Here is a 22,665-nt window from a genome sequence, read left to right on the forward strand (position 1 = left end):
GATGCGCCGGATGATCCTCGCCGCCCTTCGCGGCCACGCCGGCCGGTACGTCGCCGGCGGCCTGGCCATCATGCTCGGCGTCGCGTTCGTCGCCACCGCGCTGATGGTGCTGAGCTCGGCCCAGGCCGCGATGGCGCAGGCCGCAGGCGCGCAGTACGCCCGTGCCGACCTCGTGGTCACCAACTCCGGAGAGCCGATCACCCCCGCGGTGGTCCACCGGCTCGGCCGGCTCGAGGGTGTGGCCGGCGCCGCCGGGCTGGCCGGCGGCGGTGTCCGGGTGACGTTCCCCGACGCGTCCCGGCCGACCTTCGCGGGCCTGTCCGGGCTACCCGCCGACCCGTCCTTCCGCTGGCACCGGGTCGACAGCGGCCGGTTGCCGTCCGGGCCCGCCGAGGTGGCCGTCCCCCGTGACCTCGCCCGCGACCGGGGCCTGAAGGTCGGCTCGGTGCTGCGGGTCCATCCGGTCAAGGGGCCCGCCCGTCCGGTCCGGGTGGTCGGCGTGGTCAGCGGCGGCTCGCTGCTGGACAGCTCCGCGCTGGTCGCCAACGACCGGGCGATCGCGGCCTGGTCCGGTCAGGTGACCTACGGCGAGGTGCTGGTGCGCACCAGCACCGGTGCCGACGGGGCCGCCGTCACGGACCGGCTGCACAAGGCCCTCAAGGGCGGCGCGACCGTGCAGACCGCCGCCCAGCGCACCGACGACCAGGTCAGGTCGTTCACCAACGGCGTCGACGTGCTCGGCGGCTTCCTGCTCGGGTTCGCGGGCATCGCGGTCTTCGTGGCCACGCTCGTGGTGGCCAACACGTTCACCATCCTGCTCGCCCAGCGCACCCGCGAACTCGCCCTGCTGCGCTGCGTCGGCGCCCTTCGCCGGCAGATCTTCGGGTCGGTGGTGATCGAGTCGCTGCTGCTCGGGCTGGTCGCGTCGATCGCCGGGATCGCCGTGGGTACCGGCCTCGCCGGGCTCGCGGTGGTCCTCCTGGGCCGGTCGCCGCTCGGCATCCCGACCGGCGGGCTGGTGGTGACCCCGGTAGGGATCGTCGTACCGCTCGTGGTCGGCCTGGTCACCACCGTGCTCGCCGCGCTCGCCCCTGCCCGCAGGGCGACCCGGGTGTCGCCGCTGGCGGCGCTGCGGCCGGAGCTCGCGGTCGGCGCCCGGTCCCGGGCCGGAATCGTCCGGACGACGCTCGCGGTGCTGTGCGTGCTGGCCGGCGCGGCCGCGTTGTTCGGCGCGATGACGCTGACCGGATTCCTGACCGCGCTCGCGGTCGGGATCGGTGGCGGGCTGTTGTCGTTCGTCGGCATCCTGCTCGGCGCGCCTCTGCTCGTACCCGCGCTGGTACGCCTGCTGGGCGCGCTGACCGGACGGTTCGGCGGCCCGCCGGCCCGGCTGGCCGTCGGCAACGCGGTCCGCAACCCGCGCCGCACCGCGGCCACCGCGGCTGCCCTCCTGGTCGGAGTGACCCTGATCGCGATGATGAGCGTGGGCGCGGCGTCGGTGCAGAGCTCGTTCCACGCCTCGCTGGACAGCAGGTACCCGCTCGACCTGAGCGTGGACGTCGCGACCGGTGCTCTGCCGGACGCGGTGGTGAAGGGGATGCCGAAGGTCGAGGGGGTCTCGCGTACGGCGCGTCTCACCGGCGCGCAGGTCCGTGTCGCCTCGGCCGGGCGCGCGGCGTCCGGCGGTGCGGCGCCGGGGCAGGCGATCGAGACGACCGTCTCCGCGGTGGAACCCTCGGCGGCGAACGCCGTCGTACGCGACCCCGCCCTGCTTCGCGGCCTCGGCGACGGTACGGCGATCATCGGGCCGTCGACGGCGAACTCGATCGGCGTCGACGACGGCGGCCGGCTCGTCCTCGGCACGGGGAAGCCCAGGGTCGAGCTGCGCGCCCGGGTGGTGAGAAGCGAGGCCCTCCCCCAGGTGCTGGTGAGCTCGGCCGACCTGGCCCGGGTGGCGCCGAAGGCACCGGTCACCTCGGTCTGGGCGCGGGTCGCCGACACCGCCGACGGCACCCAGGTGGTCAGCCGGGCCCAGGAGGTCGTCGGGAACGACGACACCATCCACCTCGGCGGCGCTGCGGCCGAACGCGCGGTCTACGACAAGGTGCTGAACGTCCTGCTGCTGGTGGCCACCGGCCTGCTCGCCGTGGCCGTGGTGATCGCCCTGGTCGGCGTGGGCAACACGCTCAGCCTGTCGGTGCTCGAACGCACCCGCGAACAGGCGATGCTACGTGCTCTCGGGCTCACCCGCGGCCAGCTGCGGGCGATGCTCGCCGGCGAGGCGTTGCTGATCGCGGCGGCCGCGGTGGTCGCCGGGCTGGTGCTCGGCACGGCGTACGGCTTCGCCGGTACGCGGATCCTGCTGGGCGAGGTGACCTCGCACATCGAGCTCGGCGTTCCGGTCGCCCGGCTGGCGCTGGTGGCGGCGGTCGCGCTGGCGGCCGGGCTGGCCGCGTCGGTGCTGCCGGCGCGGCGCGCGGTGCGGGTGCCTCCGGCCGCGGCGATCGGCACCGAGTGAGCGGAGGGCACCTGACGCCGGGAGCCGGCGGTTCGGCTGCTCAGCGGCCCAGGCCGAGCACCACCGACAGCACGAACACCGCCGCCACGACGGCGAGTTCGAGGTAGCCGAGCACCAGGCCGGTGACCGCGAGCCCGATGCCGTCGCCGTTGGTCCGGCGGATGCGGGCCAGGGCGAGGTGCCCGGTGACGATGGCGGGCACGGCGCTCATTCCGGTGGTGCACAGGCCGAGGACCGCACAGGCGACGGACACCTTGGCCAGCGGTTCGGTCGCGCGTACCGGCGCGGGCACGTAGTTGGCCCAGGGGTTCGCCAGGGGCGCGGGTGGCGCGGGCGGCAGCCGGTTGGAGGGATAGCCCGGGTTGGCCGGGTGGGTACCGGGAAGCGCACCCGGTAGCTCACCGGGGTACATGCCGCGTACGCCCGGCAGCCTGGGCTGGCCGGGATGCAGTCCGGCGTGCTGGCCGATCCCGCCGAACGGCACCGTCGGCGGGATCGCCTGGCCCGGCTGGCCGGCCGGCAGTTGTTCGGGCGACTGCTGCTGGGGGATGGGGAACGGAGTGGGACCGACGGGGAGGTCGGCGATGAGCTCGGCGAGTTCGCCGTAGGTACGGGCTTCCATCACCGCGTCGACGCGGTCGTGGTGTTCGCCCCAGTCCAGCCGGCCCTCCGCGAGGGCGGCCTTGAGCACGTCTGCCGCGCGTTCCCGGTCGGCGTCGGACGCCCGCATCGAGTGCCAGTCGGTGCCCATGTCACCCCCAGCCGCTGGGAGCCGACCCACGCTGGAGGCGGCCCGGCGTACCTTCCCCTCTCGCCATTGTGCCGCCGGATCCGGAGAATGGCCGCTCTCTCATCCAGCCCGCCCGTGAGGTCGGTGCTTCCCCGTAAGTTCCCGATTGCCCCGGACGCGCGGTCTCTCCCGGGAGGTTCGTGGAGAAGCCGGGCACGCTCGCGCGAGAGTCGAGGTCGAGGTGGGATCGATCCGGTGGGTGGCGGCGGTCAGCGCAGGCCGAAGAGCATCGCCGCCAGCATGAACACCGCGCCGCCGACGACGTGGAGGTAGCCGAGGACCAGGCCGCCGATGGCCATCCCGCGGCCGTCGTCCCCGGAGTTGGCGACGCGGCCCAGCGCGAGGTGGCCGGTGATGATGGCGGGTATGGCGGACATGCCGCAGGTCAGCGGCGCGACCGCCCCCATGATCAGGGATGCCTTGGCCAGCGGCTCGGTCCGCCGCACCGGGGCGATCGCGTTCGGGCCCCACGGGTTCGCCTGCAGCGCCCGGTTGGCGGCATCGAAGGAAGGCGGCACGAACGGCGCCGGCCCGGCGGGCAGGTCGGCCACCTGGCGCTGGATCTCGCCGTAGGTCTGGGACCGCAGGACCGCGTCCAGGCGGGTGCGGTGCTCGGTGGGGTTGAGCCGTCCCTCGGCGAACGCCGCCTTGAGGATGTCGGCCGCGCGCTCCCGGTCGGCGTCGGACGCGCGCATCGTGTGCCAGTTGTTCATGCGCCCCCCTCGGCGGCAGTGCCCCGCCCGCGCGGGGTGATCTTGGGTCAGGTTACGTCGCTCGCGTCCGAAGGACAGGTCCGTCACGACCACGACGGATACGAACGCAGATGGAACGGACAAGGGCGGCGACGAGTGCCCGGACCGCTGACGCTCGGGATGCCCGTCCTTCGCCGAGGTACGCCGGTACGTCACCAGTACGCTGGCCACGCCGCGAAACCGGTCCCGTAAGAACTCATCCCGAGCCGCGGAATCATCGAGAACGGAAAGGCCCCGGCCCATGCTGCTCGCTGTCGACGTGGGCAACACCCACACCGTGCTCGGCCTGTTCGACCGAACCCGGCTGGTCGAGCACTGGCGGGTGTCCACCGAGGACCGGCGGACCGCGGACGAGCTCGCGGTGCTGGTCGCCGGGCTGCTCGCCGGGCACACCGGCGCGGAGGGCGTGACAGGGGTGGCGATCTGTTCGACGGTGCCGACGGTCCTGCACGAACTCCGGGAGATGGTCGCCCGCTACTACGGCGAGGTGCCGAGCGTGATCGTGGAGCCGGGCGTACGCACCGGCGTACCCGTGTTGATGGACAACCCCCGCGAGGTGGGCGCGGACCGGATCGTGAACGCGCTCGCGGTGTACGAGCAGTACGGCACCGCTGCCATCGTGGTCGACTTCGGCACGGCCACGACGTTCGACGTGGTGAGCGAACGCGGGGAGTACATCGGCGGGGCGATCTCACCCGGTATCGAGATCTCACTGGAGGCGCTGGGCCGCCGGGGCGCGCAGCTGCGCCGGGTGGAGCTTCTCCGCCCGCGTACGGTCATCGCCAAGAACACCGTCGAGGCGTTGCAGTCCGGCGCCGTCTACGGTTTCGCCGGCCAGGTCGACGGGCTCGTTACTCGGATGATCGACGAGCTCGGTCTGGACCCGGCCGCCGTCACGGTGGTGGCCACCGGTGGGCTCGCCCCGGTCGTCGTCGAGGAGTGCCGCAAGGTGAACGCGCACGAGCCGTGGCTCACCCTGCACGGCCTGCGTCTGGTCTTCGCCCGCAACCAGCCCGCCAGCTGATCCTTCCCGCGCCGCCGCGCGGGTCCCGGCAGGGGCGGCTGCCACTACGAGCCGGACATGACCGGGCGGTGCGGCCAGTGCGCGGCCTCCAGCGCCCGCCTGGTCTGCTCGTTGACCATGGCCAGCGCAACGTCCTGGTCGCGCCGCTCACCCTGGCGGGCCAGGGCGGACAGGAAGCACAGACCGGCATGCTCCAGCGCGGTCACGTCCCGTACGTCCACCACCACCCGGTCGTGGCCGTCGATGTCGGCCAGCAGCGCGACTCTCTCCACCGCCGCGTCCAGCCGCGGGCGCAACCCCTCGTCGATCCGGCCACGCAGGTGGACCAGGATCTCCTCGTCTCCGTGGTCGGCCACCTCGACCTCGCGGATGTCCTCGGCCTCGCGGATCTCGCCCGTGCCGCGGCCCTCGCCGGTGCCGCCGGTGTCTCGGCTGTCGTCGACGTCGCCCATGAGGCTCCTACCTCCCTGCATCGGCAGGCACCCTGCCCACCACGCTACGGCGACGGGGGCCCCGAGGTGGCCGGCGCCGGACCGGATTCGGCGACCGGCCGGTCCCGCGCGGCCAGGAGTTCGCCCACCTCCGGATCTTGGGTGCGGGAGGTACGGAGCAGGTCGGGAAAGTCGGAGGTGACGCCCGCGACCCCGATGCGCAGCGCGTGCAGCAGGCGATCGGCGTCGTTGGCCGGCCAGCCGATCACCTCGAGTCCCCGCCGGTCGCACTCGTCGACGAATTCCGCGTCCAGGTGGCCCAGGCCGAGACAGAGCACCTCGACACCGAGTTCGCGCGCCTTGTCGAGGAAATCCTGTGGTGCGCGGGAGGAGATGAGTCCGGTGCGTACGCCGGAAAAGTAGTCCCGGGTGTCGGCGATGATGTCGGCGGAGAATGAGGTGACGGTCACCCGGTCCAGCAGTTTCCGGTCGCGAATTGTGTCGACGGCGGCACGGCCCGCAGCGAACGCCTTGATCTCGGCCTGAATCGGTATGTCCACCACATCGAGGACCTCGTCGAAGGTGGGGATGGTTTCTCCCCGGCCGGCGTCGAGCGTCTTGAGTTCGGACAATGTCAGGTCGGCGACGTTGCCCTTTCCGTCGGTGGTCCGGCTCACGTCGCCGTCGTGCAGGATCACCAGGTGGCCGTCGCGGCTGACCCACAGGTCGAGTTCGACGGCGTCGGCACCTTCGGCGACCGCGCGGCGAAATGATCGCAGGGTGTTCTCGGGTTCGAGGCCCATGGCCCCCCGGTGTCCGATGAGCGTGAAGGTCACTGCGTCCGTCCTGTCCGTTCGGATTCGTTCGGCGTTCGACGTGAGGTGTTCGTTCAACGTGCGTTCGGCGGCCGGCGAGGTCGTACGAGCGGTGTACCTGCGTGTACCGGAGCCTCTCACAGAACGTCACATCGGGGTCGGACGGCCCGCGGGCGACCGTCGTCGGAGGCGCGGTTTTCGCCGGCACCCCAGCAAAGGGGAGAACCCCCGCACCCCATAATCTTGTGAGCCATGACCGAGACACCGGCGACAAATCCCGCCCCGGAGGAAGACGATCTTCCCGAGCAGATGCGGATCAGGCGGGAGAAGCGGGAGCGCCTGATCGGTCGTGGGGTCGACCCATATCCGGTCTCGGTAACTCGAAGCCACACCCTGGCAGAGCTGCGTTCGGCCTACCCCGACCTTCCGGTCGACCACGCCACCGGTGACACGGTGACGATCGTGGGCCGGGTCATTTTCTCGCGAATCGCCGGCAAGTTGTGTTTCGCCAGACTGCGTGACGGTGACGGCACCGAGGTCCAGGCGATGATCTCCTTGGACCGGGTGGGCGAGGATTCCCTCGCCGACTGGAAGTCCACCGTCGACATCGGCGACCACGTGGGCGTCGAGGGCGAGGTCGTCACCAGTCGCCGTGGTGAGCTTTCGGTCGCGGCCACCCGGTGGTTCGTGGTTTCCAAGGCACTGCGCCCGCTTCCGGTCGAGCACAAGGAACTCTCCGACGAGTCCAGGGTTCGCCAGCGTTATCTCGACCTCATTCAGCGCCCACGTGCGCGCGAGCTGATGCTGGCCCGCTCCACCGTGGTGGGCTCGATCCGGCGCACCCTGCTCAACCGCGGTTATCTCGAGGTCGAAACCCCGATCCTGCAGGCGATCCACGGCGGTGCGGCTGCGCGGCCGTTCGCCACCCACTTCAACGCCTTCGACCGGGAGTACTACCTCCGCATCGCCATCGAGCTCTACCTCAAGCGTCTGGTGGTCGGCGGTGCCCACAAGGTCTTCGAGATCGGCCGCAATTTCCGGAACGAAGGTATCGACTCCACCCACTCTCCCGAGTTCACCATGCTGGAGGCCTACGAGGCCTACGGCGATTACCACACGATGGCCGAGTTGGTTCGTACTCTCGTCGTCGACGCTGCCAGGGCGCTGGGTTCGACCGTCGTGCCGGACGGACGTGGCGGTGAGATCGACCTGGAAGCCCAGTGGCGCTGGCTGCCCATTCACGAGGCGGTCTCCTCGGCGGTCGGCGCGGAAGTGACGCCCGACACCACCGAAAAGGAACTCCGCGAACTCGCCACTCGTTTCGAGGTCGAGTTGCAGCCCGGGTGGGGCGCCGGTGAGATCGTGCTCGAACTCTTCGAGAAGTTGGTCGAGCACACGTTGATCGAGCCCACATTTGTCTGCGACTATCCCGCCGAGGTCCGGCCCCTTGCCCGGCCGCACCGCAAGGATCCCCGATTGGCGGAGGCGTTCGACCTCATCGCCGCCGGGGTGGAGTTGTCGCCGGCCTATTCGGAGTTGGTCGATCCGGTCGAACAACGTGAGCGCCTGGTCGAGCAGTCCGTACGCGCGGCGGGCGGGGACGTCGACGCGATGCAACTCGATGAGGATTTCCTTCGTGCCCTCGAATACGGCATGCCGCCGACCGGCGGGATGGGGATGGGAATCGACCGGCTGGTCATGCTGCTCACCGGTGTCCGCTCCATTCGCGACACCATCCTCTTCCCTCTGGTGAAGCCCGACGTGTGAGTTGCCGCGCCGACCGTGCAGGGCAATAGGTCAAGGCGCGGTTGGCAGTTCGGTCGAGGCCCCTCGAGGCCCGGTCGGAGTTCGGTTCGGCACTCTCCTCGTACTCGGCCTCATTGGCGGTGCCCGCTGCGATTGCGATGTGGCACGGTGTGAGCATCGGACTTTTGCACAACTGCCTTATTACATGTTTGCCCGGGCAGGTCCGATGGCCCTATTGTTGTCGCCAGCCCCCTAAATTCCGAGAAGGGAACATCAGTGGCGACGAAGACCAACGTCGTTCTCATCGACGACCTCGACGGTTCCGAGGCCGAGGAGAGCGTGAAGTTCGGCTTGGACGGTGTGTCCTACGAAATTGACCTGTCCGCCAAGAATGCGACCAAGCTGCGTAACGCCTTCGCCACCTACGTGGGTTCGGCTCGCCGGGTCGGTGGCCGCGCCGCCCGCGGCCGGGCCGGAAGACCGGCCGGAGGATCGGCCCGCAAGCCCGAGACCGCCGAGATCCGGGCCTGGGCGCGTGACCAGGGATACGACGTCAGCGACCGGGGCCGCATCCCGGCCGAGATCATCGAGGCCTACCAGAAGGGCCGGCGCTAGTCCGGCCTCGGCGGTTGCCGCCGGCGCGGGCCGTTCGGTCCGACGAGCCGGCACGACCCGCCACCGGCCGACCGCACCACACTGTCGATGACCATGTCGCCACGGTCGGGTACGCCGTCGGTGTAGGTGTGCCGCACAGCCTTCTCGAACGGCTCTCGGCGCGGACCCCCGGGGATTCGTCCCCGGGGGTCTCGTCGTGTCTGCGGAGCCGGCACCGACAGTGACGCCGACAAGCCCAAGCCAGGGCGGCGGGCCTGGTCGCGACCGACGCGATGGTGGCCGCGTCGCGACCGATTCGAAGAGTGACCAGTCGTCACGTACCATCCCCGGAGGTATGTCGGGATCGGCGCCCTCCGTCGTCCTTCGCGCGGAACTCTCCGGGCAGTTCTTGTGTGCCTCCCTCGGCTCTCCTCGGGGCAGACGTCCGGGCCTGCTTCCGGGACCCACTTCTTCGGACGATCCCGTGGGTGTCCCGGTCGGCCGCCAGGTAGGGTCCGTCCGAGCCCGGCCACGAAGAAGACCATGCCCCGGGGGGTTGGACGAGGGTCGGCTCGTGCGGTATGGCCGGTCCGCCCCCATTCCGGCGTTCGCTTCGGGCGTAACGCCTCGCCAGCAGGCCCAGCATGGAACACAGTGGTAGGTCGACGAGTTACACAGTTACGTACTGCTCACCGCTCGCCGGCAGTTCGATCCCCACTCGCAACATGGTGGGAGGAGGCTGTGTCGGGAGCGGGGACTAGCATGAAACGCAGGGGCCGGGTAGATCCGGACTCCCACGCCGTCTCCAGCCCGGGGAGCGAAAGATGTTCGAAAGGTTCACCGACCGCGCGAGGCGGGTTGTCGTCCTGGCTCAAGAAGAAGCGCGGATGCTCAGCCACAACTACATCGGGACCGAGCACATCCTCTTGGGCCTCATCCACGAGGGTGAGGGCGTCGCCGCCAAGGCGCTCGAGAGCCTCGGTATCTCGCTGGAGGCTGTGCGCGCCCAGGTCGAGGAGATCATCGGCCAGGGCCAGCAGGCGCCCAGCGGGCACATCCCGTTCACGCCGAGGGCCAAGAAGGTCCTCGAGCTGTCGTTGCGTGAGGCCCTCCAGCTCGGTCACAACTACATCGGCACCGAACACATCCTGCTCGGTCTCATCCGCGAGGGTGAGGGCGTGGCTGCCCAGGTGCTGGTGAAGCTCGGCGCAGATCTCGGCCGAGTCCGGCAGCAGGTGATCCAGCTGCTGTCCGGTTACCAGGGCAAGGAGACCGCAGGCGCGGCCGCCGGCGCCAGTGGCGAGGGTTCGCCGCAGGGATCGCTCGTTCTCGACCAGTTCGGGCGCAACCTCACCCAGGGTGCGCGCGAGGGCAAGCTCGACCCGGTGATCGGGCGCGAGAAGGAGATCGAGCGGGTCATGCAGGTGCTGTCCCGCCGCACCAAGAACAACCCCGTTCTCATCGGCGAGCCCGGCGTCGGCAAGACCGCCATCGTCGAAGGTCTCGCCCAGGCGATCGTGCGCGGAGACGTGCCCGAGACGCTCAAGGACAAGCAGATCTACACCCTCGACCTGGGTGCCCTGGTCGCGGGCTCGCGCTACCGCGGTGACTTCGAGGAGCGCCTGAAGAAGGTGCTCAAGGAGATCCGCACCCGCGGTGACATCGTGCTCTTCATCGACGAGCTGCACACCCTCGTGGGTGCGGGCGCGGCCGAGGGCGCGATCGACGCGGCGAGCATCCTCAAGCCGATGCTGGCCCGCGGTGAGCTGCAGACCGTCGGTGCCACCACGCTCGACGAATACCGGAAGTATCTCGAGAAGGACGCCGCGCTGGAACGCCGTTTCCAGCCGATCCACGTCCAGGAGCCCTCGATGGCGCTCACCATCGAGATGCTCAAGGGACAGCGCGACCGTTACGAGGCACACCACCGCGTGACGATCACCGACGCTGCGATCGTGGCGGCGGCGCAGCTGTCCGACCGCTACATCTCCGACCGGTTCCTGCCCGACAAGGCCATCGACCTGATCGACGAGGCCGGTTCGCGGCTGCGCATCCGTCGGATGACCGCGCCGCCGGACCTGCGGGAGTTCGACGAGCGGATCGCCAACGTCCGCCGCGACAAGGAAGCGGCCATCGACGCGCAGGACTTCGAGCGTGCCGCGTCGCTGCGCGACGAGGAGAAGAAGCTCATCGCGCAGAAGGCCGAGCGGGAGAAGCAGTGGAAGGCCGGCGACATGGATGTCGTCGCCGAGGTCGACGAGGAGCTGATCGCGGAGGTCCTGTCCACCGCGACCGGCATCCCGGTGTTCAAGCTGACCGAGGAGGAGTCGCAGCGCCTGCTCCGCATGGAGGACGAGCTGCACAAGCGCTACGTCGGCCAGGAGGACGCGGTCCGCGCTCTGTCCAAGGCGATCCGGCGCACCCGTGCCGGCCTGAAGGACCCGAAGCGTCCGGGTGGTTCGTTCATCTTCGCCGGCCCGTCCGGTGTCGGTAAGACCGAGCTGTCCAAGGCGCTGACGGAGTTCCTGTTCGGTGACGAGGACGCGCTCATCCAGCTGGACATGAGCGAGTACTCCGAGAAGCACACCGTCTCGCGGCTGTTCGGCTCCCCGCCCGGCTACGTCGGCTACGACGAGGGCGGACAGCTCACCGAGAAGGTGCGCCGCAAGCCGTTCTCGGTCGTGCTCTTCGACGAGGTGGAGAAGGCCCACCCGGAGATCTTCAACTCCCTGTTGCAGATCCTCGAGGAAGGCCGGCTCACCGACGCGCAGGGCCGAGTGGTCGACTTCAAGAACACCGTGATCATCATGACCACCAACCTCGGCACCAAGGACATCGCCAAGGGCGTCAACCTCGGCTTCACCCAGTCGAAGGACGCCGGTGGTTCCTACGAGCGGATGAAGTCGAAGGTCCAGGAAGAGCTCAAGCAGCACTTCCGGCCGGAGTTCCTCAACCGGGTCGACGACATCATCGTCTTCCCGCCGCTGACCGAGGAGCAGCTCGTCGACATCGTGGACCTGCTGGTCGCGAAGGTCGAGGAGCGGCTGCGCGACAAGGACATGGGCATCGAGCTGACGCAGAACGCCAAGCTCCTGCTCGCCAAGCGCGGGTACGACCCGGTGCTCGGCGCCCGGCCGCTGCGGCGCACGCTGCAGCGCGAGATCGAGGACACGCTGGCGGAGAAGCTGCTGTACGGCGAGCTCACCCCCGGCCAGATCGTGCTCGTCGACGTCCAGGGTGAGGGCAAGGCCGCGACGTTCACCTTCACGGGTACGTCCAAGGCTCCGGTGCCGGACCTGCCGACGATCGAGGCCAGCACCGAGTAGAGGTAACCCGCACCACCGCATCGAGAGGGGGCGGCCGCGCACAGCGGTCGCCCCCTTTCGTGCGTCCGGAGCCGGTGACCGGTCCTGGTTGGGCCGGGTCTGAGACGGTGGGCGGGTCCGGTCGGAGACGGCGACGGGGCGGTGGACGGTCCGGTCGGTCAGGGACGTAGGCGGGCGAACAGCCGCTGCACACCGTCGTCCAGCACGGTGGCCGCCTCCGGGCTGACACCGTGGCCTCGCAGGGCGGCGATCTTGCGGCGCAGTGCCCACAGCCGGGCGTGTGCCGGCCGATCGCGTACGGCCAGGTCGGCAAGGCTGTCCAGGGCCTGGCTGAGGGCCCGCCGGGCGCTCGGGGCCACCGCGGCGGCGTCCAGTCCGGCCAGCACCTGCTGCAGGTCCGGCACGGTCCAGGGGCGGTAGGCGGCTCGCAGGCCTCGGCTGGTGCCGTTGGCTCCGCCGAGGTCCACCTCGACCGTCAGCGGGTCCGGCGTGATCACCCGGACGCCCTCGTCGGCGGCCAGCACCCTGTCGGCCGCGACCCGCACGCTGACCCGGACCTTCCCCGCGGCGCGGGTCGGGTCGGACACCGCGAGGCCGACCTCCTCGTCGCCTTCCTGCACCACGACGCCCGCCGGTGCACCGCTGGACACGATCGACGCGGCACCCGGCGCCCACAGGTTCGCACCGAGCACGCCGGAGGCCAGTGCTCGCGCGGCCTGCACGCGTTCGGTGTTCGCGACCACCGCCGCGGCCGGCCGTTCGGCGTACCGCTCAGTCGTCTCCGCGTCGGCGGTCGGCAGCAGGACGTAGGCGTAGCTCGCCCCCTCGGGGTCCACGCCGTGGTCGAGCCAGAGCGTGAAGTAGTCGCGGGGGAGCGGGGTGTCGTCCTTCCAGGACGGGTGCTGGGTGATGTCGGACCAGCGGCCCACCCGGTGGTCGCGCCTCAGTTGAGCCCGGACAGCGCCGGGAAACACGTACCCCCCGGTTCCGGCGAGGTGGACCCAGCGGGCGGCCGGCGCCGTGGCCTCCTCGCCCGGGCCGGGTACCGCTGCCTCGCCGTTCACCACCACCGCCTCGGCTCCGGTCGCCAGCCGGCGGTTCTCCACCACGGTCTCCACCCGGCGGCCGTCGTGCGCGGTGATGCCGGCGCCCAGCGCGACCACCTCGTCGTCGAAGCAGAACCACGACCGGCGCGAGACCAGCGAACTGCCCTGGGATCGCAGCCACATCCCGGCCGCGGTGTAGCGGGCGGCGAGCGTGGTGCCGCCCACCCAGTCCTGTGGGTTGAGGTAGCCCCGGCCCTCCATCGGCTCGCGTTCCCGTACGTCCACCGTCGTCCCGGGGATCCGGTGGGGGTCCACCGTGGGCCAGAACGCGTCGTTGTAGTGGTCGACCAGGTGGTCGTAGAGGTAGGTGGCGCCGTCCGCGGTGAGCCAGCCGCGGAGGTTCTCGTCGTTGATGGACTCGAAGTTCGCGATCCGCCGGGAGTACATCGAGATGCCGTACGCCCAGTTCGTACGCCGGTGCACCACCCGGTCCATGGCGGCGAAGACGTGGCTGGTCACCAGCGGCCCACGCCGGGGTACGGCGTCGTCGGCGAGGAGCGTGCGCGCCTGCAGGAGGGCCGGGACGCTGCGCCCGGCCAGCGGATCGTCCTGCGAGTCGGCCAGGATCCACTCCTTCAGCATCGGCCCCAGCCACGCTCTGGTGTCCGCCGGCGCGGCCACCCACAGGCCGAGAGCCGCATCGACCGCGGTGTGCCCGGCGTGGTGGTCCTGCTCGTTGTGACGGGCGATCACCCGGCCGCTGGCCATGTCCATCAGCCCGCCGTGCCAGATCAGCGGGTCGTAGGCGTCCCGGATCCACTCGTGGACGATCGGGTCGCTGACCGCGAAAGGCGTACCCGCGACCCGCTGGAAGATGCCCGGCAGCGTGGCCAGCAGGCCGACACCGTAGGAGCCGTTGTAGGGGTAGTAGTCGTGCTGGATGAACGACCCGTCGCGGTGGAAGCCGTCGCCCGCGTCGGCGTACGCCAGCACCGGTGCCAGTCCGTCCACTCCGAGCCGCACCGCCGCGGCGTCCCCGGCGAGGATGCCGCGGCCGATGACCACGTCGGCGGTGAGAACCCGGTTGGCCGCGGTGGCGATGGGCTCGGGGGTGTAGTTGGCGACCGCCCGGGTGTAGGCGCCCACCTGGTCCGCGCTCAGGTGGTCGTACACCAGCATCGCCGCGAGGTTGAACGCCTGCGGGCCCGAGATCATCCACTCGAACCAGTTGCCGATGATCTCGCCGTCCTCGCGGTAGTAGTGCACGACCATCCAGTCCATCGCGGCGATGACGTCGGCGAGCAGGTTCGGGTCCCCGTGGGTGTCGGTGCCTGGGGTGGCCCACCCGAGCGCCATCCGGGACAGGCGGCCGAACGAGATCGAGATGGCGAAGGAGATCTGCACGTCGAGGCGGGCGTCCGGCCACAGGTACGCCCGGTCCGCACCGGTTTCCATCGTCGACCACCACTGGTGGGTGTCCGCGGCGAGTTGGGCGAGCCCGGGAGCGATCGCCGGATCTGCCGGGTCGTAGTCGCTGCCGACGTAGCCCGCCCGCCACTGCGCGCGCATCCGGGCGAAGTCGCCGTCGGCGTCCGGCGCGGCACCGGCGGCCGCGACGGCGGCGACGGTGGCTGCGCCCCCACCTCCCGCGGCGGTGTCGGCCCGGGCCGGGTGAGCGCCTCCCAGGCCCGTCAGGCCCGTACCGGCGAGGAGGGCACCGAGGTGGAGCGCGTGCCGTCGGGACAACGGGACGTGCCGGGGGCTCTCGGGGTTTCCCGCGTCGTTCAAGGTCGTCTCCGTTCGGCGTTGCGGAGCAGCGGCGGGGAAGGCGCGACCATCGGGCGCGCGGATGAGCCACTCGCAGCACCGACGGCCCACCTCGAAACCGTCCTAGCCGCGGATCACCACAAAGGGAAGACAACGGGTGGAAATCAGGCGAGATCGGTCGAGCTCGGAACTCAGGACATGGGCGGGAACACCGGTGCGCTGACCGGGAGCCGGAACGTCCCGTCCGCCAGCGGCTCCACCAGCCCGTCGGCGACCAGCGTGTCGAGGGCGCGTTCGCGTTGGGGCGCTGCGGCCCAGGCGGCGTCCAGATCGGATCGGGAGACCGGCCCGCTGGCCTCGCGGAGCACCCGTAGCAGCCGGCCGCGGCACTGGCGGTCGGTCCCGTCGTAGGACTGGCGGCGGCGAGGTGGTCCGTCGTACGCCGGGTGGCCGGCGAGCCGCCACACGCAGCGGCGCCGGATCGGGCAGTCCGCGCAGCGCGGCCCGGCGGCGGTGCACACCAGTGCGCCGAGCTCCATCGTGGCGACCGCCCACCGGGCGGCGGTCGCGGGTTCGTCGGGCAGCAGGGTGAGCGCGGTCCGGCGTTCGGCGGCGGTGGTCGCCGTGGGTGGGTACTGGACGCCGCCGACCGCCCGGGCGAACACCCTGCGCACGTTGGTGTCCAGGACGACGTGCCTGCGGCCGAACGCGAACGACGCGACCGCGGCGGCGGTGTAGTCGCCGATGCCGGGCAGGTCGCGAAGCTCGTCGTAGTCGGCGGGTACGTCGCCGCCGTGCCGCCGGCTGATCGTGGTCGCGGCGGCGTGCAGTCGCAGCGCGCGGCGCGGGTAGCCGAGCCTGCCCCACTGGCGTACGGCCTCTCCGGGTTCGTCGGCGGCCTGTGCGTTGGGCGTGGGCCAGCGAGCGACCCAGGCGGCGTGCGCGGGCAGCACCCGGCTCACCGGTGTCTGCTGCAGCATGATCTCGCTGACCAGGACCGACCACGGCGAGGCGTCGGGACGGCGCCAGGGGAGGTCACGAGCGTTGGTGGCGTACCACGCGAGGACGGGTGTGTGCAGCGGTGACTTCGGCATGGCGGTTCCGATCCTGCCACGGGCCGGCGGTCCCTCCCGTGGCAGCCGTGCCCGGCAGGGTGTGAGCGGGAGGTGTGTGCCCGGCAGGTGTGCCCGGCAGCCGTACGGGCGGGCAGCCGTACATGGTCACGTGGGCGCGGCGTGGGAACCCCGGCACCCGGCGGCGGCCGGTTACCCTCCGCCTATGATCCGCCCGCTGCTGCGCCCCGTCGGGCCGTTGCCTGCTTCGGCGTACTGGCTCCGGCGAGGCGTCCTGCTGGCCGTGGTCGCCCTGCTGGTGTGGGTGCTGGTGGCGTTGTTCACCCCGGACGGGCCGAGCCGTGGGACCGCGCAAGGCGCGCCGACGCCCAGTCCCACGCCGTCGCAGGGCCCGACGATCGGACCCACCAAGGACGCGGACGAGGGCGGCGCGGCGGGGCGTTCGCCGGCGTCGACGGGCCGGCCGTCCGGCACGGCCTCGCCGTCGCCGACCATCTCGGCGTCTCCCAAGCCGTCGAAGACGCCGACCCGCGAGGCGAGCCCGAAGGCCACACCCGGCAGGTCGGCCAAGCCGGCGACCTGTGAGCCGGGCTGGCTCGGTGTGAAGGCCGAGGTGACCCGGAGCCCGGTCGAGGCCGGCAAGCCGGTGGTGGTCACGGTGCGGCTGCTCAACAGCGGACCGAACCCGTGCCAGGTGACGATCGACTCCACGACGCTGCGGGTGCTGGTCACCTCCGGCAGCGACCACATCTGGGACACCGCCGACTGCCGCGGTCTGCCCGAGGTGCCGGTCGTCCTGAAGGCGAAGGAGCAACGCAACCTCGCCGTGCGCTGGCCCGGAGTACGCTCCCGTGCGGGCTGCCCGAGCGGGCAACCCGCGGCGAAGCCCGGCTACTACACAGCGGACGTGACCGTCGGCGGCGTGGGCCCGGTCAGCGCGCGTTTCCGGCTCAGCTAGAACGTTCGACAGTGGGACGCCTGGCCCGGGTCTGCCCGCATCGCCGATGAGCCGCCTGGTCGCGGTTCGGACTCTGCCGCCCGCTCCACCGCCGATCGGTCCGTGCTGTCACCTCGTTGCTGTCACCTCGTTGCCGTCCGCTGGTAGCCGTCCGGTCCTTGCCGACCGGTTCCTGAGATCGCCCCGACGCCCTCGTGACACTGCGGGCGCGGCGTACTAGCGTGCCATCAGCGCCTGCACAAAATCGACTGTCATTACGCGGTTCCGCACAGCTTTGCGCAACACGCTGAGGTGGTGGTGAGCCTGACGTGCGAGCGGGCGCATCGGTCGGGGACAACGAACGGAGTGGCACAGCATGGCGGACCTTGCGATCGGCGTGATCGGCTACGGGCTGCGGGGCAGCCTCGCACGGCACGCGCACCGGCCTGGCGAAGGCTCGAAGCTGGTCGCGGTGTACGACCCGGACGTCGCAGCACACCAGCGGTTCCGTGAGGCGTTCGGCGCGGACCTCGCCGCCACGACCGACCTGGACGAGTTCCTGAAGCTCGACCTCGACGCGGCGTTCGTGCTCAGCCCCGACTTCCTGCACGAGGAGCACGCCCTCGCACTGCTCGAAGCCGGCATCCCGGTCTACCTCGAGAAGCCGATGGCGATCACCACCGAGGGCTGCGACCGGCTGCTGGAGACCGCGCAGCGCAAGGGCGGCCGCCTCTACCTCGGGCACAACATGCGGCACATGCCGTTCGTCCGGGAGATGAAGAAGCTGATCGACTCCGGCGCGATCGGCGAGCCGAAGGTCGCGTGGTGCCGGCACTTCGTCGGCAACGGTGGCGACTTCTACTTCGGTGACTGGCACGCCGAGCGCAAGTACGGCACCAGCCTGCTGCTGCAGAAGGGTGCGCACGACCTCGACGTCCTGCACTGGCTGTGTGGCTCCTACGCCAGCGAGGTCACCGCGATGGGTGACCGGATGGTCTACAGCCCCGACCAGGGCGGCGAGGAGGACCCGTGGTGGCAGGGTGAGCGCAACCTCAAGCGCTGGCCGCCGGCGTCCCTCACCGGGCTCAACCCGAAGATGGACGTCGAGGACGTCTCGATGATGACGATGCGGCTGCAGAACGGCATCCTCGCGTCGTATGAGCAGTGCCACTTCACGCCCGACTACTGGCGCAACTACACGATCATCGGCACCGAGGGCCGGATCGAGAACTTCGGTAACGGCGAGCCCGGCACCGTGATCCGGCTGTGGAACCAGCGCCACGACTACGCCGCCCAGGGCGACCACGAGATTCCTCTCGGTCCGGAGACCGGCGGCCACGGCGGCGCCGACCCGCGGATCGTGGCGGAGTTCCTGCGCTACGTCCGTGAGGGCGGGCAGACCGACACCTCGCCGGTGGCCGCGCGCTACGCGGTGGCCGCGGGGTGCGCGGGTGCGGAGTCGCTGCGGTCGGGGAGCAAGCCGGTGCGGGTGCCCGAGGCCGCTCCGGAGGTCACGGCGTACTTCGACCAGGCCTGACATCCGGGCCTGAAGATCGGGCCTGAAGATCCGGGCCTCAGGTCGGTCCAGATTCCGAGGCATCGCCGGCCGGACAGCGTGAGCTGTCCGGCCGGCGACGGCTCAGACGTAGCGTTCGAGAATGCTCGACTCGGCCAGCCGGGACAGGCCCTCGCGGACCGAACGCGCGCGGTTCTCACCCACGCCACCGACGGCCTGCAGGTCGTCGATGCTGGCGGCGAGCAGCTTCTGCAGGCTGCCGAAGTGGTCGACCAGCCGGTCGATGACCGTGCCGGGCAGCCGCGGCACCTTCGCCAGCAGGCGGTAGCCGCGCGGGCTGACCGCGGCGTCGAGGGTGTCGCCGCCGTGGCCGAGCGCCCGGGCCACCGCACCGACGTCGAGCAGGTCGGAGGCGGACAGGGTGTCGAGGTCCTCCAGCGCCTCCTCGACGCTGCGTGCGCGCTTGCCGGGGATCTGCGGGAGGTAGTCGCGGGCGACGAGGTTGCGTTCGGGGTCGACCCCGGCGACGAGTTCGTCGAGTTGCAGCGACAGCAGCCGGCCGTCTACGCCCAGCTCGACGACGTAGCCGTGGATCTCGTTGGCGATCCGGCGGACCATCTCCAGCCGCTGCGCGACCTGGGCGACGTCGCGGACGGTCACGAGGTCCTCGATCTCCAGCGCGGAGAGCGTGCCGGACACCTCGTCGAGGCGAAGCTTGTAGCGCTCCAGGGTGGCCAGGGCCTGGTTGGCGCGGGAGAGGATCTGCCCGGTGTCCTCCAGGACGTACCGGATGTCGTCGACGTACAGGCCGATGATCCGCATCGACTGCGACACCGACACCACCGGGAAGCCGGTCTGCTTGGCGATGCGCTCGGCGGTGCGGTGGCGGGTGCCGGTCTCGACCGTGGGGATGGAGGGGTCGGGCATCAGGTGGACGGCGGCCCGGACGATGCGCGTGCACTCCCGGTCGACGACGATCGCACCGTCCATCTTGGCCAGCTCACGCAGCCCGGTGGCGCTGAACTCCACGTCGAGGGTGAACCCGCCGGTGCACAGGCTTTCCACCGTACGGTCGTATCCGAGGACGATGAGCGCTCCCGTCCGCCCTCGGAGGACACGCTCGAGACCGTCGCGCAGAGAGGTACCTGGCGCGACCGCGGCGAGCGTGGCCCGGAACTTCGCGTCCGGGCTCTTGTCACTTGCAGCCACAACTCTCCTGGGATGGTCAGCTTGCTCGGCAGCAAAGTCTACGGTCCCGGAATCCGGGACGCGCCACGCGCCATGCACTGCACCCCGGCGCGGAATCGCCCGATTGGACGTCGAAGCCGGCACGGCCAGCCCCCGGGATCGCTGGATGTGACCGCTTGCGGACGGTGTGGCGCCGCCTGGGTATAGGCAGATCGGGTGTGACACGCAATTGTGGTGCAGTCCGTCCCCGTTGGCGCGGTGTTCCCGGTAATTGGCGGGTTCGCGCCGGCTTCGCCGAACCCTAGTGGAGTACGCCCCGCATGACTGCTGTCAGTGCCCCCGGTGTCCTGATCCCGCACGCCCTTCGCACGGAGTACGCCGAGAACCCACTCGGTGTGGAGGAACCCCGGCCGCGACTGTCCTGGTTGCTCCGCCCGTCCCCGCAGGAGCCGGTCGGAGCTTCGGGTGCGTCCGGCGCTTCCGGCGCTTCCGGCGGTTCTGGTGGCTCCGGTGCCTCCGGGCCCGGCCTGTCCGGCGCGTACGCGGCGCAGACCGCCTATCAGGTGATCGTGGCCACCGACCTGGCCGACCTGGACGCCGGCCGCGGTCCGGTCTGGGACTCCGGACGAGTGGAGTCCGGGCGTACCGGCCAGGTGGAGTACGGCGGCGAGGCGCTGGCGGCCGACACCGCACACGTGTGGACGGTCCGGGTCTGGGACGGCGCCGGCCAGGTGTCGGACTGGGCCGAGCCGGGCACCTTCGTCACCGCACCGGCCGGGCCGCGGGCCTGGGGAGGTGCGACGTGGATCGGACAGGCCACCGCTCCGCAGGCCGACGGCCCGCCCCCGGCGCCCCTGCTGCGCAAGGTGTTCCGGCTGCCCACCGGCGACGTCGCGTACGCCCGGCTGCACGTCAGCGGCCTCGGGTACGGCGAGTTCTTCCTGGACGGCGAGCGCATCGGCCGGTCGGTGCTCGACCCGGCGCCGACCAATTACGACGAGACCGTTCTGTACTCGACGTACGACGTGACCGCACAGGTCCGTGCCGGTGCCTCCGACGCAGACCACGTGCTCGCCGCGAGGCTCGGGCGCGGGCGTTACGGCGACCCCACACCGAACGTGTGGTACTGGCAGAAGGCGCCCTGGTGGGACCACCCCAAGCTGCTGGCGCATCTGGCGGTGACCTACGCCGACGGCCGGGTCGTCCGGGTGGTCAGCGACCTGACCTGGCGCGGCGTGGACGGGCCGGTCCGGGCGGACTCGTTGTACGCGGGGGAGCACCACGACGCCCGGCACACCCGCCGCGGCTGGACCACCGTCGACTTCGACGACAGCGACTGGCCGGCGGTGGTGGCGGCCACCCCGCCACGAGGTCAGCTCCGCTCGCAGCAACTGGAGCCGATCGAGGTGATCGGGGAGCTGGAGCCGGTCGGCCTGTCCGAACCCCAGCCGGGTGTGTACGTCTACGACCTCGGCCGGCAGCTCACCGGATGGACGCGGCTGCACGTCGCGGGCCCGGCTGGGACGACCGTACGGGTGCGGCACGGCGAGCGGTTGCTGCCCGACGGCACCGTCGACATCCGTCAAGTTCACATTGACGGCGACATTCAGACCGACTTCTACACGCTGGCCGGTGAGGGCACGGAGGCGTTCGAACCCTCCTTCTCCTACAAGGGTTTCCAGTACGTCCAGATCGACGGGCACCCCGGCCGGCCCGAGCTCGGCGACCTGCGCGGGGTCGTCGTGCACACCGCCGTCGCGTCCACCGCGGAACTCGACACCGACCACCCGATCGTGAACAAGCTGCACACCGCGACCAGGTGGGCAGTGCTGAACAACCTGCACGGCATCCCGACCGACACCCCGGTGTTCGAGAAGAACGGCTGGACCGGGGACGGCCACCTCACCGCGGACGTCGCCGCCTACAACTTCCACATGCCACGCTTCTACACCAAGTGGCTGCAGGACTGGGTTGACGCGCAACTGCCGAGCGGTGAGTTCCCGCCGATCGTCCCGACCGCCGGCTGGGGCTACCACCACGACACCGAGGCCGGCATCGTCGGGCCGATCCCGGCGTGGGACGTCGCGTACGTCGAGATCCCCTGGGTGATGTACCAGCACTACGGCGACGAACGGATCCTGCGCCGGCACTACGAACCGGCCCGGCGCTACCTCGACTTCCTCGTCGACGGCTACGTGAACGACGACATCGTGCTCGCCGGCCTGGGCGACTGGCTGCCGCCCGGGTTCAACGGGATGCCGCCGGAGGGTCCGGGCATCTACGAGACCGCCTACACGGTGCGGTTCGTCGACCTGCTCGACCGGATCGCGCGCGTGGTCGGCCGGGAGGAAGACACCAAGGAGTACGCCGAACTCCGCGCCCGGCTCGCCGCCGGCTTCGACCGCGCGTTCTACGACGCGGAGTCCGGGACCTACCACGGCGAACGCCCCACCGGCTACCGGCAGTCGGCCAACGTTGTCGCACTCGCCTTCGACCTGGTCCCGCAGGAGAGGTACCAGCAGGTTCTGGACCGCCTGGTCGCCGACATCCACGAGCGCGAGGACCACCTGGACACCGGCGTCATCGGCACGAAGTTCCTCCTGCCGCTGCTCAGCCGCAACGGGCTGGCCGACCTGGCGTTCACCGTGGCCACCCAGCGGACCTACCCCGGCTACGGCTTCTGGATCGAGCAGGGCGCGACGTCGCTGTACGAGCACTGGCAGGCCGACTCCAGGTCGCGCAACCACCACTTCTTCGGCCACGTGGACCAGTGGTTCATCGAGGACCTGGCGGGGGTCACCCCGGCCGAGCCGGGGTTCACCCGGGTGCGGGTGCGGCCACTGCCGCCGGCCGAACTCGGCCGGGCCCGGGTCGGTCTGGACACCGTGCGCGGACCTGTGGCCGCCGGCTGGGAGCGTCGCGGCGCCGGTTACCGCGTCCGGGTGGACCTGCCGCCGGGGGTGACCGCCGAGGTGCACGTCCCGACCTCCGACGGCGGGCACCTGGTGGAGGAGTGTGGGCCGGGTCAGCACACGCTGGAGTCCTGACCCGCGCCGACGGGTGGAGCCGGACCTCGACCGACCTCGGACGTGTGGAGACTTATGGGGGTCATGACCACCGTAAGTCTCCACACTTCACGGGA

The 22,665-nt window shown here is 71.0% G+C and carries 15 protein-coding genes; 8 read left to right on the forward strand and 7 right to left on the reverse strand.

The window, feature by feature from the left end:
- The first annotated feature begins 1 nt into the window (after window position 1).
- Window positions 2-2,518, forward strand: a complete 2,517-nt coding sequence (locus ABZV93_RS07295; RefSeq protein WP_354931866.1) for an ABC transporter permease — start codon at window positions 2-4, stop codon at window positions 2,516-2,518.
- 40 nt (window positions 2,519-2,558) lie between these two features.
- Here the strand turns inward: ABZV93_RS07295 and ABZV93_RS07300 are convergent, their stop codons facing one another.
- Window positions 2,559-3,269, reverse strand: coding sequence for a DUF1707 and DUF4190 domain-containing protein (locus ABZV93_RS07300; protein WP_354931869.1), 711 nt, complete (start codon window positions 3,267-3,269; stop codon window positions 2,559-2,561).
- 248 nt (window positions 3,270-3,517) lie between these two features.
- Window positions 3,518-4,021, reverse strand: coding sequence for a DUF1707 and DUF4190 domain-containing protein (locus ABZV93_RS07305; RefSeq protein ID WP_354931872.1), 504 nt, complete (start codon window positions 4,019-4,021; stop codon window positions 3,518-3,520).
- Between the two features lie 280 nt (window positions 4,022-4,301).
- Between ABZV93_RS07305 and ABZV93_RS07310 the strand changes: the two genes are divergently transcribed.
- Window positions 4,302-5,084: a type III pantothenate kinase gene (locus ABZV93_RS07310; RefSeq protein WP_354931875.1), complete on the forward strand. Its 783-nt coding sequence runs from the start codon at window positions 4,302-4,304 to the stop codon at window positions 5,082-5,084.
- A gap of 44 nt (window positions 5,085-5,128) precedes the next feature.
- Here the strand turns inward: ABZV93_RS07310 and ABZV93_RS07315 are convergent, their stop codons facing one another.
- Entirely contained in the window at window positions 5,129-5,536 is a 408-nt protein-coding gene (locus ABZV93_RS07315) for an STAS domain-containing protein (RefSeq protein ID WP_354931878.1), read from the reverse strand.
- Window positions 5,537-5,580: 44 nt separating this feature from the next.
- The gene (locus tag ABZV93_RS07320; RefSeq protein ID WP_354931881.1) at window positions 5,581-6,351 is read right to left on the reverse strand and encodes a glycerophosphodiester phosphodiesterase family protein; all 771 of its coding nucleotides are present in this window, start codon (window positions 6,349-6,351) and stop codon (window positions 5,581-5,583) included.
- 231 nt (window positions 6,352-6,582) lie between these two features.
- On the opposite strand from ABZV93_RS07320, the gene lysS reads away from it, so the two are divergent.
- The 3 genes from lysS (at window position 6,583) to ABZV93_RS07335 (ending at window position 11,996) form a co-directional block, all read left to right on the forward strand.
- A complete protein-coding gene (gene lysS / locus ABZV93_RS07325; RefSeq protein ID WP_354931884.1) occupies window positions 6,583-8,097 on the forward strand; it encodes a lysine--tRNA ligase in 1,515 nt (504 codons plus the stop codon).
- 255 nt (window positions 8,098-8,352) lie between these two features.
- Window positions 8,353-8,691, forward strand: coding sequence for an Lsr2 family protein (locus tag ABZV93_RS07330; RefSeq protein ID WP_092652698.1), 339 nt, complete (start codon window positions 8,353-8,355; stop codon window positions 8,689-8,691).
- 803 nt (window positions 8,692-9,494) lie between these two features.
- Window positions 9,495-11,996 carry an ATP-dependent Clp protease ATP-binding subunit gene (locus tag ABZV93_RS07335; RefSeq protein ID WP_354931887.1) on the forward strand — a complete coding sequence of 834 codons (2,502 nt, stop codon included), beginning with the start codon at window positions 9,495-9,497 and terminating at the stop codon, window positions 11,994-11,996.
- A 158-nt stretch (window positions 11,997-12,154) separates the two neighbouring features.
- Here ABZV93_RS07335 and ABZV93_RS07340 read toward each other — a convergent pair whose 3' ends face one another.
- Together ABZV93_RS07340 and ABZV93_RS07345 are read right to left on the reverse strand one after the other, a co-directional pair.
- Window positions 12,155-14,830, reverse strand: coding sequence for a polysaccharide lyase 8 family protein (locus tag ABZV93_RS07340; RefSeq protein WP_354931890.1), 2,676 nt, complete (start codon window positions 14,828-14,830; stop codon window positions 12,155-12,157).
- Between the two features lie 170 nt (window positions 14,831-15,000).
- Window positions 15,001-15,903 carry an A/G-specific adenine glycosylase gene (locus ABZV93_RS07345; RefSeq protein ID WP_354931893.1) on the reverse strand — a complete coding sequence of 301 codons (903 nt, stop codon included), beginning with the start codon at window positions 15,901-15,903 and terminating at the stop codon, window positions 15,001-15,003.
- A gap of 184 nt (window positions 15,904-16,087) precedes the next feature.
- On the opposite strand from ABZV93_RS07345, the gene ABZV93_RS07350 reads away from it, so the two are divergent.
- Together ABZV93_RS07350 and ABZV93_RS07355 are read left to right on the forward strand one after the other, a co-directional pair.
- The gene (locus ABZV93_RS07350) at window positions 16,088-16,840 is read left to right on the forward strand and encodes a hypothetical protein (RefSeq protein ID WP_354931896.1); all 753 of its coding nucleotides are present in this window, start codon (window positions 16,088-16,090) and stop codon (window positions 16,838-16,840) included.
- Window positions 16,841-17,195: 355 nt separating this feature from the next.
- A complete protein-coding gene (locus ABZV93_RS07355; RefSeq protein ID WP_354931899.1) occupies window positions 17,196-18,356 on the forward strand; it encodes a Gfo/Idh/MocA family oxidoreductase in 1,161 nt (386 codons plus the stop codon).
- Between the two features lie 102 nt (window positions 18,357-18,458).
- On the opposite strand, the gene disA is transcribed toward ABZV93_RS07355, so the two are convergent.
- On the reverse strand, window positions 18,459-19,544 hold the full coding sequence (disA, locus tag ABZV93_RS07360; RefSeq protein WP_354931902.1) for a DNA integrity scanning diadenylate cyclase DisA: 1,086 nt from the start codon (window positions 19,542-19,544) through the stop codon (window positions 18,459-18,461).
- Window positions 19,545-19,843: 299 nt separating this feature from the next.
- Between disA and ABZV93_RS07365 the strand changes: the two genes are divergently transcribed.
- A complete protein-coding gene (locus ABZV93_RS07365; protein WP_354931905.1) occupies window positions 19,844-22,570 on the forward strand; it encodes a family 78 glycoside hydrolase catalytic domain in 2,727 nt (908 codons plus the stop codon).
- Window positions 22,571-22,665: the final 95 nt, after the last annotated feature.

It is taken from the genome of Actinopolymorpha sp. NPDC004070 (assembly GCF_040610475.1).
GTDB lineage: Bacteria > Actinomycetota > Actinomycetes > Propionibacteriales > Actinopolymorphaceae > Actinopolymorpha.